This is a genomic window from Halomonas sp., from assembly GCF_033549285.1.
Taxonomy (GTDB): domain Bacteria; phylum Pseudomonadota; class Gammaproteobacteria; order Pseudomonadales; family Halomonadaceae; genus Halomonas.
On the sequence record NZ_JAWSUJ010000008.1, the window covers coordinates 56980 to 72168 of the forward strand.

Below are 15189 nucleotides of genomic sequence, written 5' to 3' on the forward strand. Positions count from 1 at the left end.
CGGTGAGGTCGAGTGTCAGACCAGCGCCGTCAGCCGAGGCAGCCCCTTCAGCAAGGTGGGCCACCATTTGTCGGCGGCATCGCCGAGGTGAACGGTAATGCGCCGGGCATGCAGCGATAGCGTGGCGGCGACCTTGAGCACCTGCTCGCGCATCCGGCTCAGGCTCCATCCCTGGTGCGTGCGGCTCTCCAGCAAGCGCCGCAGCCCATGCAGGACCTGGTAGGCATAGAGGTTCAGCAGCAGATTTACCTCGTTGCGGGCCATCACGTCCTGGACGGTGGAGGCACCCCGATCCGTCGATGAGAGGTGTACATCGAGCGCCGACTTCACCTCGCCCATGTGGGCCTCGGCGCTGCCGCGTTTGCGGTAGAGCGCCAGGACCTGCTCCGGCGGCCAGTCGAACTTGCCGAGGTTGGTGACCAGGAAGAAGGCATGTAGCAACAGGTCATCGGGGCGTTCCTGCACCACCAGCACCACGTGCCGCGGCGTCGGCCAGGAACCGGCTTGGTACGCCAGGTCGTGGCACCATTCCCGAGGCTGCTCGGGCGGCCGGCCTCGTGGCCGCTTCAGGTGCGGCGCCGCCAACTTCTGCAGGCCCGAGTGGCTGCGCAGCCGGCCCAGGTACTCGATGTCGCGCTCTTCGAGGGCCTGCAGCGTGTCGTTGTCGGTGAAACCGGCGTCGATGCGCTCGAACCTGGGCCCCGGTACTCTCGTTGAGTCGCCGCACCAGGTGCGGGATCCAGGTATCGGCGTTCTCGGCCGGACCGGCGTTGCCCTCGCGCAGCAGGCCGCCGACCATGTCGCCGGTCTCGGCCAGCGAGGCGACCAGTGGCGAATAGATCCGTGCGCCGTAAAGCCCATGAAACGCCGAGCCACCCTGGTGGCCGTGAACCTCGATAGGCAGGCCGTCGATGTCCAGCGTCAGGTGCGTGGGCCGTTCGCCATTCTTCAACGAGGTCAAACGCCAGACCACCAGACGCAGCAGGCCTTCGTGCACGGCATCGATGTTGTCGTTGCGCCCGAGGCAGGTCAGCAGCCGCGACAGCGTGGCTTGAGACGGCCGCTCTTGGGCCAGGGGCGTCATCCCGCGCGCATCGCTGCAGGCCAACCGCCAGAGTGGGTCACGCTGAAGCGTGTTGGTATCGCTGAGATCGATCCAGCCCATGGCACGCTGCAGTACCACGGTGCGGATCTGGCTGGCCAGCGAATGACGGATGCGCTGCGGGTCGCGCCGATCGACCAGGTTGTCCTCCAGCGCAGCGATCACGCCGCTACAGTCGAGGGCTTCACGCAGCAGCAAAGCACCGCTGTCACTGGTAGTGCGCTCGCCGCTGAGGTGGACGTTGACGGAGCCGTTGCAGGACGGCGACCAGGTCGTTAGGGTTTCACCCATGGCGGTTGGTCCTCCTGAATCAGGTTCTGCCAGGAACTCTCTGATTTATCAGAAGGATACCAACCGCCATCTTCATTTTCAGGGCTGCCCGGTGAATATCAGGGGGTGAGCGTGGCCAGCAGGTTGTGACGCGTGTGCGGACGGTCATGGACATCGTCACGGTACCGCCAGCGCCGGATGGTCGCGGTGGAGACGCCATACTGGCGAGCCAACTCGCTATCCGTGATGCTGGAGGGCGCTGCCTGGATCTCGGCACGGATCTTCGGTGTCGTGGTCGCTTGTTTATGCAGCTTGATGTCCATGAACCTGCTCCCGGATGAATTGCTGAAGAAGCTCCCTGGCCGCTAACAGAGGATAACTTCTATAGGCGATCCGATCATCCGGGACCATGAAGATAACCTCTATAGGCGATACGATCATCCGGGATCGTACTGGTAGCTAGTAATACAGCCGGCCATTTTTTATTGTTGCAGTGTCGTTGCAGGCTGGCGCGCAACGTTAGCATCTTTCTGTGTTTGTGCATCCATCTGCTGTGCAAAATGTGGGAATAGCTGTTCGAAACGTTGATACATATTGCTGTCCTTTTCTGTAGTCAATTCATGGGCAATAACCAGGTCGCGATAAAGTTTGGGGTGGGGAGCCAGCGTTGCTTCCTTTACTGCCCATTGCCGATAAGTCTCGATACCACCTGAAGAGCCTAGGGCCGCGGCGGCCGAGAGTTGCTGCGACATCACCAAGAACTCGAGGTCATGGGGAATGCCAAGCGGGTTGATGATGCTGGTCAAGGTGCTGGCATTCTGGCCACTGGTTTCGAGGTAGGATTTGACCTGCCATAGCGCCTGCAAATGGGTTGCCATGAAAAGCCACACGATAGGCACCGCCAACCAGGAGCCCGCCCGAACGCCGAAGGTATAGCGGTTGACCCGGACTCTCGTCCTCCCGCTCACATTGACGAACAATCCCAGCAGCAACAGAAAGGCAAGCCAATGGCCCATGGAGTGGTAGAAGGGATACTCCAGCATGGCGTGCACCGAGAGCGGGACTAGCAGGGCGGTCATTAGTAGTCTTTCCCCATACGGCCCACGGGCCCATAACCGCCAGGCTACCCAGCCCGCGAAGGCAAGTATCGCCAACATCGGCATCAACCCGCCCTCGATCCCCCAGTAGAGCAACTCGTTATGCGGGTGGCTGTAGTGCTCCTTGAGGGTTGCACGGCCTTCCTCTGCTGTTCGCCATTCGGCATGGCTATGCAAAAAGTCGTGCTGGAAGCGCCCATAGCCCCAGCCGGTGATGGGCTTCTCGGCGATCATGCGCAGGCTGTGTTCATAGACCTGGGGTCGGTAGCCTTGGGAAGAAATCGACTCTGCGCTACGCCCCCTCTCTCCTTGTGTAATCGAGACAATGATCGCCAGTAGGCAGCCTACGGCCAGCGTGCCTGCCCAAGACCTGAAACGAGAGGAGTCAAGATTCCAAAGGTGTAAAAGTACCAAGGGCACCGCGACTAGTGCCGCCATCCAACCCGTACGGGAGGCAATCACTAGGATCAGGGCTGGCATGAAGAGTGGAGCCAGCAGTATCATGGCGTGCTCGAACTTGCTGTCACGGGCTTCTCCGAAAAGCCAGGCCGAGATCACCAGACCGGTAACCAGGAAGCTGGCCATCACATTGACCTGCTGGAAGATGCCGTAGGGCCGCCCTGTCTCGGGGTTGTAGCCTAGCCAGTTACCGGGCTCAAGCAGGTATAACTGCACATAGCCTAGGGCGGTTTCCATCAGAGCGCCGAGCAGGATCGCCATGCCCAGCCACCACCAGTCGCGGCGGGTCAGCTGCAGTTGGGCGAGGCCCAGCAGCAGGATGGCGCCGGCGGTCACCGTCAGCATCCGTGGCAGGGCGATCAGCGAGGCCTCGTTCCAGGTCCACAGGAAGGGCAACCAGAGGGCCAGCAGCATCAACCCGAGCCCGATATGGAAGGTGCTGTAGCGGATCACACCCCGAGTGGCGGGCCACATGGAGAGGGCCATCATCACTGTGAAGCCCATCCAGACGGTGGCATTGAAGGGGAGGCGCAGCCCTGAGCCGCCCATATTTGGGAAGGTGATATGCAGCAGCACGGTAAAGGTGAAGATCGCCGTGCCGATGAACCACTTGATCAGGCGGCGGTTGGGGGCGGTGTCGGTGGTCATGGCAGTCCCTGCGGCACTATTGGCTTGGTATTCTCATTACCGATTCGTATCGGAATGTAACATTGTTAGTGTCGTGGGACGGGCAGCCGATGTAAAGCGCCGCGAGGCCTCACGGGAAGGGCTGAGGATGGTTTCGCGCTACACTTCACCCAACCGGCTGCGCAGGGCGGCGGATCCAAAAGGAGAAGAAAGCATGTTCAAGGAGTTCAAGGAATTCGCCGTGCGGGGCAACGTCGTGGACATGGCGGTGGGGATCATTGTCGGTGGGGCCTTCGGCACCATCGTGCAGAGCCTGGTGAAGGACGTGCTGATGCCGCCCATTGGGCTAATGATGGGGGGTGTCGACTTCTCTGATATCTTCCTGGTGCTCAAGGGTGAGGGGCCCTACGCCACCTTGGCCGATGCCACGGCGGCCGGGGCGGTGACACTCAACATCGGTGTGTTCGTCAACAACGTGATCAGTTTTCTGATCGTGGCCTTTGCGGTCTTCCTGCTGGTCAAGGGCGTCAACCGCCTGCGCCGCCAGCAGGCCGCGGCGCCTACCGAACCGACGGCGCCGCCAGAGGATATCCTGCTGCTGAGAGAGATTCGCGATGAACTGCGCAAGGGGCCTGCGTCGTCTGACGCATCAAGGGACTGATCAGGGGCTTAGATGCCCCAGCGTACCCGGAATGACAGCCCTGCCACCACGAACAACACGGAAAGCAGCGTGACGGCGAGAATATGCCAGCCCATCAGCGGCAAGGTGGTGGGCGAGAGGCGTGGGATGACTCGAAAGCGTGCGTGGGCCGCCACCAAGGCGGTGAGGCCGAGCAGCGCGAGCTTGAGTTGGATCAGCTGCGCTACCGGGCCGCCCTCGGTCGAGAACCATAGAGCCAGAGAGGGCAGCTTCTGCCACGCCAGCCAGAGCCCAGTGATGATCTGTACCGCCAGCGCCGGCATTCCTATTCGCTCGTACCCTTCTTCGAACCAGGTCAGCGCCGCCACGTCCTTGCCCTTCAGCACCCGTGGCAGGATGGTCACCGCCAGCACCAGGTGTCCGCCGGTCCAGACGGTGGCGCCCAGCAGGTGCAGCAACAGCAGAATGGCGGTCATGGCGGCTCCTGTTTCCTTGTCAGGCCAGGCCGAGGGTACCTCGTAGGGGCCTGCAAAGGGCCAGGCTACAGGATAGGATCCTTAGATATAGAAGGGCGGCAGGCGACGGTTACGGGAAGCCTGGGCAGTCTTCTTCGGCAGGCGGGCGACAGGGCGGCTCCAGATGGTCAGGAAGCGCTCCGTGCTTCGACGACGACGCGCCGAGCGCAGAGGGCGTGCGGGTAGGGGCTGGTCCCATATGGTGGCGAATGGCATGTCGGTCATGTGGCGTCTCCGGGGCTTTGGCAGCCCGCTCGTAGTTTTGAAAGTGTTTTTCATTATACCCGAGGTCAAACGCTTGTCTACGACCTAAGTCGTAGTTCGTGGCGAGGGAGGACGTGCATGAGGCTGGACCAGGAGACCATCGAGCGGCTAATTGCCGGGGTGGAGGCCGCCGGGCGCGAAGTGATGGCAATCTATCGCCGCGGCTTTGCCGTCGAGCACAAGGTCGACGAAAGCCCGCTCACCGAGGCCGACATGGCCGCCCACCACGCCCTGCTGGCGCTGCTTGAGCATGCGACGCCGGGCGTCCCGGTGCTGTCCGAGGAATCCGGCGAGATTCCCTTCGCCACCCGCGGGGGCTGGTCGCGTTACTGGCTTGTTGACCCCTTGGACGGCACCCGCGAGTTCATTGCCGGCAACGGCGAATTCACCCTCAACCTGGCGCTGGTCGAGGACGGTGTGCCGGTGTTCGGCATCGTCCATGCGCCGGCCCTGCCCGAGGGCGCGGTGACCTGGTGGGGGCATGTAGAGAAAGGTGCCTTCCGGCGCGAGATTGCAGGAGAGGGCGCACGTCCGTCCACAGGAAGCAGAGACTGGCCGATCCGGGTGCGAGCGCTACCCAATCCAGACTGCGAGCCTTGGCAGGTGGTGGGCAGCCGCCGCAACGGTCAGGCGGCTTTTGAGGCTTTCTGTCAGGCGCTGCCGACCCACGCTACCCAGTCGATCGGCAGCTCGCTGAAGTTCTGCCTGGTTGCCGAGGGCAAGGCCGACCTCTACCCGCGTCTGGCACCTACGTATGAATGGGATACTGCTGCGGCTCAGGCTATCGTCACTGCCGCCGGTGGCCAGGTCCTGGAGGCAGAGACGCTCCAGCCACTGTGCTGTAATCAGACAGAGAGTCTGCTCAACCCCGGCTTCATCGCCTGCGGGCAGCGCGACCCGCGTTGGGAAAGGGCATTGGCCGAGGCGCTGGATGCGGCCACCAGCCGGCGCTGAGGAGTCTGCGTACGCGCCGGCCCGGCGTTGCTCAATGATCGGGAGGTGGCAAGCGCTTCTTGGTGCTCTCCAGCCAACCGATCATGCCGGGCGTTTCCAGAAAGACATCCCGCATTTCTTCCCGGTAATACCAGGCCTGATCGTTACCGCCGATGACCATGCCCTGAGGGTTCAGCTTGGGCTGCTTGCGTTTCTTGGCAATGAGGTAGTTGAGCACCTTGGGGAGTGCTGCATAGGCTTCCCGAAGGGCTTGCTCAGCCTCGTGAAGGCGGCCTAGCCTCACCAGTGCCAGCACGCGGCCATAGCGCGTTTCGGCAAGATGGTCTTCCAGGTATTGCTCGGCAACGGCCAGAGCCTCGGTGTCGTGGCCGGCGCGCAGCAGGCTATTGATCAGCGGGGCACGGACGCCGAGATTGTCGTTGGGGCACAGGGACAGCACGTATGACAAGCCATCGATGGCAGCCTGGAGGTCATGCTCCGCCACGGCACGTTGCTGCATCAGCCGCAGCACGGGGCGGTGTTCCAGCCATTCCCAGGGGAGCTGCCCGCCTGCTGGCAGGGCGGCCAGGATGTGATCGAGCAGCCTATCCACCTGCTGTGCCAACGCCTGGTTGAAGGCGGCTTGCGCATCGTTGAGTGCCAGTCCGGCATGGGCGTCGAGCGCTTCGAGAAACGCAGGGTTCTGGAGCAGATCGGGATGATGGCGAATCAACGTGGGATCGAGTGGATCGATGCCATTTGGATCGTGGAAGAGCAACGCGTTGGTTTGCGCGACCTGCTCTGCCGCCATCATGACCCAGCGTGACTGGCTGCCCTTGGAATCCGGTGGGCCCGGCTCGAAGCGCACGGGGTGAAGCGGTTGGTGCAGGGCATCCTCGAGCAACTCGGTGAGGGTGGTGAGGGTCGCCGCATCGGGGCCAAACAGGCTCAAGAGGTTGTCGTTCTCGTCCGCGATGTCTTCCGCGTCATCCGGCGCATCATCAAACCCCTCGAACGGGGCCGGGCCCAGCTGTGCTTGCAGCAGCTCGATGGCCTGCGTGTCGTCCAGGTCCTGTGCCAGGGGCAACCACTCCTGGGCGGTGCGTCGAGCCTCGGCGTCCTCTCCCAGGGCGCGCAGACACACTACCTTGAGCAGACCATTGATCAGGTTGTCCGGGGCCAGATGCTCAGCGTACAGCAGGTGCGCGAGGGCATCGGCGGGGCGGTCGTCCTCCAGCGTTCGACCGGAGAGCCAGTAAAGTGCGGCGGCGGCCGCCATGGGCTTGAGGCCGGGGACGAGCTCGACAAAGGCTTTCTCACCGGCCGTCTGATGGCCCAGGGCGTCATAGGCATCCCCGAGCAGTTGGACGGCGTGGGTCTGCGCCTCATCGTCGAGCCCGCCACTGCGAAGCAGGGCCAGCAGCAGTTTGCGGGCCTTGCCGGGGTGGCCCTGCTCGAGTTCATGTTCGGCCACCAGGAGGCGAATCGGGGCGGGTGCCTGGCGACTGGCCGCCTGCCGTTGCTGCTGAGTGAATAAGGAGATCGCCATTCGGGCAATCGGTATTTCCTCGGTGAGGTCCATTGCATGGCCGTTCTGCAGCGGCAGGCAGCAGCGCTTGTACTTCTTGCCGGAACCGCACGGGCAAGGATCGTTACGGCGTGGAAGCGGCAATGTGGCGCTACGAAACCCTTGCGAGGGTAGTGGCGTGGCATTCCATACCGTGAGGCCCAGTTCCCACCAGGGCATATTGGGATCGAACCACTCCGTCATTCCGCTATGCCGGACAATCTCGTCAAGGGCTTGGAAATAGCGTTCGGCATCCTCATGGCGAAGGATGTGGCGGATCGATTGCTGAAAAAAGGCCAGGATGGCTTGGTCCAGCTCAGCCGGGATCTCGGGGAGGTCGTCTGGTTGCATCGGCGGACGTCAATTCGGGGTGCATGGTTGGCTGGGGAGTATCTTACCGCAGGTGATCGAGGTCGACGATAGCCTGATAAGCCGCTGCCGGGCGAATCTATCGGGGCTCTCCTCCTGCGAAGGGAGCTACCGCCGTGGCATATAACGTCATGCGGTTGTGGCGGGCTAGTAAGGGCACCTGTCCACCCGTATGGTCATGCTGGGCGCGTAGTGCCGTTCATTCAGGTTGCGAACGCCCGGCCGGTTTTGTCCAATAGCGAGTTTGCGCCATCACCTTGAGGAATCACCGTGTCGGACCAACGCCTGGCGGACCCCGCCATCACGCTGTTCACCACGCTGCTGCAGATTGGCTGGACGGACTTCTTCGACCCCGGGTCGTTGGAGCGCGGACTGCGCTATGCCCGGCAGGGCCGAGTGGCGAGTGACATGAGCCTGGAGGTCGAGGATGACATGATCGTGCTCGGCGCCGAGTTGGCGGGGAGTGGCAAGCAGCCCTATGTCACCGAGATCTCGGTGGAAGATGGTGGTGACGGTGACGAGGTGTTTACGGCCTGCACCTGCCCGGTGGGGGTCTGCTGCAAGCATGCCGTGGCGCTGATCCAGACCTACCTCGAACAGATGGAGCGCGATATTACCCCGCCGGACAGCCCGCGGCTCGACGCGGCGACGGATCAACTGACGCGTGACTGGGAGGCCTGGCTGGGGCGGCTGGAGAGCGCGGCAAGCATGACCGTGACCGGTGCCACCATTGGCGACGAGTATCGGCTGGGCCTGTTCCTCGATAGTACTTCCTATAAATGGGAGACACTGCTCAAGGTCCTGCCGGTGTGGCTACGGCCGTCGCGGCAGAGCAAGCGCCACGGCGGATGGGTATCCCCGCAGATCATCGAAGTGAGCCCTCAAGGCCTGACGCCGGCGCCGGCCAAGGGCTGGCCCGCTGCCCAGGAGGATGCGCTGAGCCTGCTGTTGCATGGCAACCGTGACACGTATTGGGCGGGCAGCCAGCAGCGCCACTGGGTGGTGGTGTCCAAGCCATTTCAGGCCCGTGCGCTATGGGCCCTGTTGAATGACCCCGAACCGCCGCTGCTGTTCTTTCAGAAGCAGACCGGGGCACGGCTCGAGCAGGGCCCCGGCTGCGCGCTGACCCTCAACTGGCAGCCCGATGCCGAAGGCAATCAGTACCTCCAGGCCGATACTCAGCCGTCCGATGTCCTGTCCGCTGAGGCCCTGGTGGTGCGCTTGGGGCACGAGCTTTGCTATATCGACCCTGGGACGGGCCTGTTCGGATCGATGGCGGGAAGCCCTGAGCTGCTCCGGCAACTTAACTACGCACCGCCGTTGCCTCCGGCGATGAGTGACTGGCTTGGCGAGCGGCTGCGCCACATGCCGGCACTTGCCGAGAAGGTGCCGTTGCCCAAGACGGTGGAGGAGCGAACCCTGGAAGGCGTAGCGCCACGGATCATGGTCACCATGCGAGTGGCGAACGGCCAGCTTTCCTATCGCGATGGTCTGCTGGTGCCGCAGTGGATCAGGGTGGGCGCCGCCGAGGTGGGCTTCGACTATGACGGTGCCAAGGTGACGGCTCATTGGAAGGAGGTCGATCCTGTCTTCCAGGATGGTCAGCGTATAACGGTGTATCGCGACAAGGCGGCGGAGACGGCTCAGATCCGTACCCTGCCGCTGGGGATGCTGACGTTGGAATCGCTGATGGCGCGAGGGGCGGTGCCGGACAAGCTGGACATCCCCGCCTGGTCGCTATTGCTGCCCAGCGGCGACGCCCCGCCCTCCAGTGCCGCCGAGTGGCCGTCTCACCTGGCCGGGCCTGACGGCTGGTGGGACATGATCACTCGACTGCGCGAGGCGGGCTGCTGGGTCGAATTCAGCGACGAGTTTCCCGAAGAGCCGCGCTATCTGGCGCCCGAGGTGTGGCACGGCGAACTCGAGCCGGCCGGCAATGGCTGGTTCGATCTTGCCCTGGACATCGAGGTGGAGGGGCAGCGGCTCAACCTGTTGCCGATCTTGCGGCAGCTGCTCAAGAACCCGGACTTCCCGCTGGAACCCGCCGCCGATGAGCCCGATGCGGCCAGTTGGACGCTGACCCTGGACCAGGATCGTCGCCTGGTGCTACCGCTGTCCCGGCTGCGATCGCTGATGGCGCCGATTCTCGACTGGCTGAATGACGAGGCCGACCCACAGGCGGCGCTGCAACTGCCGCTCTCTGCCGCCGAGCGGGTGGCGCCCCTGGCTGAGCATGAGCGCTGGGCAGGGCGTGAGGATGTGTCAGCACTGGCCCGACGGCTCAAGGCATTGCCCGCCAGCCTGCCGGCGCCGGAAGGCTTCGTGGGCGAACTACGTGACTACCAATCTCGGGGGCTTGCCTGGCTGCGCTTCCTCTCCGAGCTCGAGACCGGCGGCATCCTGGCCGACGACATGGGGCTGGGCAAGACGGTTCAGGTGTTGGCACACCTGCTTGATGAGCGCGCTCGCGGTGTGCTGCAAGGCCCGACTCTGGTGGTGGCCCCGACCAGCCTGGTGGGCAACTGGTGCGCCGAGGCGGCACGCTTTGCGCCGGGACTGACGGTGCTGGCCCTGCAGGGGAGCAAGGCCCAGCGTCGGCGTCAGCTCGACGAATCGCTGCCCCATGCCGACCTGGTGGTCACCACCTATCCGCTGCTGATCCGCGACCTGGAGCGGCTGCGAGAACTTGCGTTCGGCTTGCTGGTGCTTGACGAGGCCCAGGCGATCAAGAATGCCGCTAGCCAGACAGCGCGGGCCGTGCGTGAGCTCAACGCAGGGCGGGCGTTGGCGATGACCGGTACGCCGCTGGAGAACCATCTGGGCGAGTTGTGGGCCCAGCTGGATGCGGTGGCGCCAGGCGCCCTGGGCAGTCAGCAGTGGTTCGGCCAACACTTCCGGACGCCAATCGAGAAGGGGGGCGACGCCACGCTGAGCCAACGCCTCTCGCGGCGTATCTCGCCGCTCATGCTGCGTCGTACCAAGCAGCAGGTGCTGGGCGAGTTACCGGACAAGACTGAGAGTCGTCGCGAGATCACCCTGACCGGCACCCAGCGCGAGCTTTATGAAAGCCTGCGTCTGGCTCAGCACCAGCGGGTGCAACAGGCCATCGCCGAGCGTGGCCTGGCCGGTTCCGGCATCGTGATGCTCGACGCGTTGCTCAAGCTGCGCCAGGTCTGCTGTGATCCACGGCTGGTCAAGCTGGATAGCGCCAAACAGGTACGCCGCTCGGCCAAGCTGGATCAGCTGCGCGAGCTGCTGCCACCGTTGATCGAGGAGGGGCGGCGTATTCTGGTCTTCTCGCAGTTCACCGAGATGCTGGGCCTGATCGGTCAGGCCCTGGAGCGTGACGGCATCCCCTACACCTCGCTCACTGGCGACACGCCCGGCAAGACGCGCACTCAGCGGGTAGCGCTCTTCCAGCAGGGGGAGATCCCGGTGTTCCTGATCAGCCTCAAGGCCGGCGGCACCGGTCTCAACCTCACCGCGGCGGACACTGTGATCCACTATGATCCGTGGTGGAACCCTGCAGTCGAGGCTCAAGCCACCGGGCGTGCGCATCGCATGGGTCAGCAAAATCCGGTGTTCGTTTACAAGCTGGTATGCGCTGGCACGGTAGAGGAGCGCATTCTCGACCTGCAGGCGCGAAAGGCGGATCTGGCCGCCTCGATTCTGGAGGGCGGGGCCCAGCGCCAAGGTGACGGCCCACTGTTCGACGAGCAGGATCTGGCGCTGCTGTTTGCGCCGGTGGCGTAGTCGCGTCACTCAGGATACCAGTTCAAGAAACCATTTCAGTTTCGTTGCCGACTGAAGATTTTGTGGACGTGGTGAAACATCTGGTGTGGGGAGAGATTTGGTCTGTCTCAACACGTAATTCCTTGGAGTGGCCCTCTATTCGGTGCCCCGACGTGTCTGCGGCCGCTGGCGATCAAGGATGTACTGAAGAGAGGCGTCACTCTCCACCGGGGGGCTCGGCTGGCGGACGGAAGCGACCTTTGAAACCGAACTTGTTCACACGGCGGGCCTGTGCAGCCCGCCTTTATCGCCAGCGGGCAGCGGGACACGCGTTGGGACAGGGTGCTGGGCGAGGCCCTGCAGGCTGGCCCCGACAGCCGCAGCTGGGTCTGGCGTGAAGGGGGCATGCTAGGATCAGTTGCATGAGAGGCGATGGAAGGTATCGACAATGCGCTTGAGCGAGCGGGAACATCAGCAGATCGTCACGACCTTGAAGCGGCATTTCGGTGCCTCGACCCGCATCCTGCTGTTCGGTTCGCGGGTCGATGATCGGGCTCGCGGCGGGGATATTTATTTGTATATCGAGCCCGAGCTGCAGGATCCTGACGAGATTGTGGAGGCCAAGTTGGAGGCCATGGTGGAACTGCACCAGCGCCTGGGGGAGCAGAAGATTGATCTGGTGGTCTGCAGACAGGCGAGCCCGGATTTGCCGGTGCATCGCGTGGCGAGGGAAACAGGAGTGGCTTTGTGAATCATGATGCATACGAGGGAAGCCTCGACATATGCGAGCGTCATGCCGAACGGCTTCGCTGGGCGATGGGAACGCTCAAGAACCGTTTTCCTGTCGCGCCAGAGGATCTGGCCGACTTCACGCCCATGGATCTCGCGGTGGTGGATCAATTCGTGATCCGGTTTTCCAAGCTTCAGGATGCAATGGGCGCCCGGCTCCTGCCCGGCGTGCTCGAGTTGACCCAAGAGCCGGGCGAATTCCCGACCTTCATCGACAAACTAAACCGGCTGGAGAAGATTGGCGCCATTCCCTCGGCCGCGCAGTGGTTGCGTTTCCATGAAATGCGTAATCAGTTTTCCCATGACTACCCCGACGACCCTGAGATCCAGGCCAGCCTGCTCAACAAGGCCTTCACGCTGGGTGAGGAGTTGCTGGCGACGCTGGAGCACGCCAAGACGTTCAGTCGCCGCTATCGAATGCTGCTTCAGGGCTGAGGCCGATGTGAACCGCTGGTGATCGGGGATGCGCTGAAGATCGACTTCTCGTACGACCGAAGGCTGATCGAGCTGTTCCTGGCCGAGGTGAAGGCGCGGCTGGTGCTGCTGGAGTACCGGCAGTGGCATATCCTCGGCTCGGCCTATGTGGAGGTCCATACCCACGACCGCGGCATGGGCAGTCCCTGTGCACGGTCTTCTCCGGCGACCTCAGCGCACCTTTGCGCCATGGCTGCCGCCACCAAGGCCAGCGTATCGCGCAGCCCACCTTGTGCCGGAGAAGTGTCTACGGCAACCGCGCTCACGCGGATCGCACCACCCGTCGCGCCATGTGCGCTTGGTGCACAGCGAAGGCGATGCCCAGGGCGTCTTCAAGGAACGCATCGAGCGGATGTCGACCGGGAAGTCGAGGTTAGCCTGGGGGCCGATCACCAGATGGATTGAGGGGGCTCCGGAATGGCGGCGAGTCGGCCCAGGCGGGTATGCCGCGCGCAGTTTTCGCAGCTGACCACCGCCAGCTCGTAGTCGATCGCCTCGACTCTGAACTCCTGCCAGTCGCTGGCCCTGGCGATTTCGATAGTGCCGCAGACGCATGACAGGATGCGCCGGCCCTGCGGGTCGAAGTCGAGCGTGATGGGTCTCATGGGGCAATCTTCTCTGGATATGTCCCGATGTTACCCCATCGTGTCTCTTGGTCCCGTGCGAGAATGTGGTCGTGGGATGTAGGCGATCTCTTCGCTGGGTGTGGAGAGGATCTAGTCCCAGCTGCTTTCGTAGTCCTCCCAGTAGCGGCCGAGGTCGCGCTCCGCCGTTAGATCATAGAGCTGGTAGCGCCGGTTGAGGCGGGCCCCGCCGTCGCGGGTGAGGGGCTGCCAAGCAATGTTGGCTCGGTTACGGCTCGAGCGTACAAAGAAGGCGTCCATGGGGATCGAGAGGTAAAGCGCCTTGTCGAAGCTGCCCTCGCCGTAGTCGTCGCCTGCATCGGTGAAGGTGGCCCAGGCGCCCACGCGTACACCATTGTCGAACTCCCGCGACAAGTCGACAGTCGTGCCGACGTCGCCGGCGAGGTAGCGCCCCACGCTGACCTTTGCCAGGACATCCTCTATGCCGGTCTCCAAGTAGGCGCTGAGATGGCCGGTCCAGGTGTCATAGTCGCGTAGATCGAATTGCTGATCGAACTCGCGCTGACGCACCCAGTTGAGGTCCGCCCCCAAGGCTAGCGGGCTGTCGAATGGCCGGTAAAGCAGCTCGCCCCCGGCGCCGGCATACATCATCTCCAACAGGCCACCGTAGCCCAAGGCATACCAGTCGTCGCCAAGTTGGGTGGTGCGGGTGTACTGCAGGTTACTGATACCGACATCAGCCTCGGCCAGGTAGTCGCCGATGTAGGTCCGGACGCGTGGCAGCTCGGAGTTGGCGATATAGTCGTATTCATCGAGGTTGTCGGCTAGTGTCGCTGTCAGGCTTCCGGAGAACCAGCCATTGGCGTCGGTGGTGAGCTCTGCCGAGGTGTAGGCTGAGATTCGGTAGAGATATCCGTCGGGGCCACCGAAGTTTTGTTCGATAGCAGGACCTGCACGCCAGGCGAAACGTCGTGGCTCGGCCTGGTAGAGCAGCTCACCGCCGGGGGTGTCTAGATCGGCGTGTGCATAGAGGCCATAACGGTGGTTATGCGCCTTTTCGCTGGAGTTCGCGGCGGCGATGAAGGCTGCTCGGTCGTGGACGTCCTCGCGGAGGTCGAGTCCGCGGCTCTGCCAGCGGTAGCGGAAGGTCTCTACTCTCTCGTCGGCATTGGCGGCAAGGATCCGGCCGGCGCGCGCCTCGCTCTTTGCCAGGTTGCGAAAAGTCGTGGGGTCGCCGACCACGGTCAGGTCTTTCCCCTGCTGGCGGATCTCGTGCACACGGACCCCCGCGTTGGCCTGCAGGCGGCTCGCCACCGCGCGCCAGTCCTCTGCGGCGGGCGCATTTAGCGACTGGGGTGGTGGGTCACGCTTCACCTGGGAGAGCCCTGCCAGGTTGGTGGAGAAGCTTATCCCTGCCATGGCAGTGTTGTCGCGCTGCCAGCCGGCACGCAGCTCGATATTGTCAGTCACCTGATATCGGGCTCCCAGGTTGACGCGTGAGTCCTGAGCCTGGTCGTTATCCTGAGGTTCGTTGGCGTAGTCATTGCCCTCAACTTCTACCTGCAGCACCAGGGGCTCCCACGGCGTCTGGTACTCCATGCCCCCGAAGACTGCCATCGGCCCGCGAAACAGCTGGTCGAGGGCGAACTCGCCGCCCTGGTCGCCACCGGCGTCGCCGGGGCGGTCGTTAAATAAATAAGGTAATCCCCCGGCTTTGCCGGGGGACTACCCGAGGTTTGACCGTGTGATGCGGTCAAAGGGAACCTC

At 63.3% G+C, this 15189-nt stretch carries 10 protein-coding genes and 3 pseudogenes; 6 read left to right on the plus strand and 7 right to left on the minus strand.

All coding sequences use genetic code 11. The features are described 5' to 3' along the window. Window positions 1-15: 15 nt before the first annotated feature. The 3 genes and pseudogenes from SCI24_RS03410 to SCI24_RS03420 all read right to left on the minus strand — a co-directional run bounded on the left by SCI24_RS03410 (window position 16) and on the right by SCI24_RS03420 (window position 3576). Window positions 16-1393 (minus strand): annotated as a pseudogene (locus SCI24_RS03410) (IS1380 family transposase). A gap of 104 nt (window positions 1394-1497) precedes the next feature. Next, window positions 1498-1695, minus strand: a pseudogene (locus tag SCI24_RS03415) (IS481 family transposase); the annotation flags it as partial. A 159-nt stretch (window positions 1696-1854) separates the two neighbouring features. Beyond that, window positions 1855-3576: a PglL family O-oligosaccharyltransferase gene (locus SCI24_RS03420; protein ID WP_318724008.1), complete on the minus strand. Its 1722-nt coding sequence runs from the start codon at window positions 3574-3576 to the stop codon at window positions 1855-1857. Window positions 3577-3769: 193 nt separating this feature from the next. Between SCI24_RS03420 and mscL the strand changes: the two genes are divergently transcribed. After that, complete coding sequence (mscL, locus tag SCI24_RS03425; RefSeq protein WP_318724010.1) at window positions 3770-4216, plus strand: large conductance mechanosensitive channel protein MscL; 447 nt, start codon at window positions 3770-3772, stop codon at window positions 4214-4216. A gap of 8 nt (window positions 4217-4224) precedes the next feature. Here the strand turns inward: mscL and SCI24_RS03430 are convergent, their stop codons facing one another. After that, window positions 4225-4671: a CopD family protein gene (locus SCI24_RS03430; RefSeq protein ID WP_318724011.1), complete on the minus strand. Its 447-nt coding sequence runs from the start codon at window positions 4669-4671 to the stop codon at window positions 4225-4227. A 381-nt stretch (window positions 4672-5052) separates the two neighbouring features. On the opposite strand from SCI24_RS03430, the gene cysQ reads away from it, so the two are divergent. Next, entirely contained in the window at window positions 5053-5928 is an 876-nt protein-coding gene (gene cysQ / locus SCI24_RS03435; protein WP_318724012.1) for a 3'(2'),5'-bisphosphate nucleotidase CysQ, read from the plus strand. 31 nt (window positions 5929-5959) lie between these two features. On the opposite strand, the gene SCI24_RS03440 is transcribed toward cysQ, so the two are convergent. Continuing rightward, window positions 5960-7825: an SEC-C metal-binding domain-containing protein gene (locus tag SCI24_RS03440; protein WP_318724013.1), complete on the minus strand. Its 1866-nt coding sequence runs from the start codon at window positions 7823-7825 to the stop codon at window positions 5960-5962. Between the two features lie 288 nt (window positions 7826-8113). Here SCI24_RS03440 and SCI24_RS03445 point away from each other — a divergent pair, with 288 nt between their 5' ends. The 4 genes from SCI24_RS03445 to SCI24_RS03460 all read left to right on the plus strand — a co-directional run bounded on the left by SCI24_RS03445 (window position 8114) and on the right by SCI24_RS03460 (window position 13243). Next, window positions 8114-11596, plus strand: a complete 3483-nt coding sequence (locus SCI24_RS03445) for a DEAD/DEAH box helicase (protein WP_318724014.1) — start codon at window positions 8114-8116, stop codon at window positions 11594-11596. A 427-nt stretch (window positions 11597-12023) separates the two neighbouring features. Next, window positions 12024-12326, plus strand: a complete 303-nt coding sequence (locus SCI24_RS03450; protein ID WP_318724015.1) for a nucleotidyltransferase domain-containing protein — start codon at window positions 12024-12026, stop codon at window positions 12324-12326. After that, window positions 12323-12799 (plus strand): hypothetical protein, encoded by a 477-nt coding sequence (locus tag SCI24_RS03455; RefSeq protein ID WP_318724016.1) that lies wholly within the window; start codon window positions 12323-12325, stop codon window positions 12797-12799. The genes SCI24_RS03450 and SCI24_RS03455 overlap by 4 nt, the downstream gene beginning before the upstream one ends. A gap of 18 nt (window positions 12800-12817) precedes the next feature. Beyond that, the gene (locus SCI24_RS03460; protein ID WP_318724017.1) at window positions 12818-13243 is read left to right on the plus strand and encodes a hypothetical protein; all 426 of its coding nucleotides are present in this window, start codon (window positions 12818-12820) and stop codon (window positions 13241-13243) included. On the opposite strand, the gene SCI24_RS03465 is transcribed toward SCI24_RS03460, so the two are convergent. Together SCI24_RS03465 and SCI24_RS03470 are read right to left on the minus strand one after the other, a co-directional pair. Next, window positions 13228-13443, minus strand: coding sequence for a hypothetical protein (locus SCI24_RS03465; protein WP_318724018.1), 216 nt, complete (start codon window positions 13441-13443; stop codon window positions 13228-13230). The genes SCI24_RS03460 and SCI24_RS03465 overlap by 16 nt on opposite strands. A gap of 111 nt (window positions 13444-13554) precedes the next feature. Next, window positions 13555-15078: pseudogene (locus SCI24_RS03470) on the minus strand (YjbH domain-containing protein); the annotation flags it as partial. Between the last annotated feature and the right edge of the window lie 111 nt (window positions 15079-15189).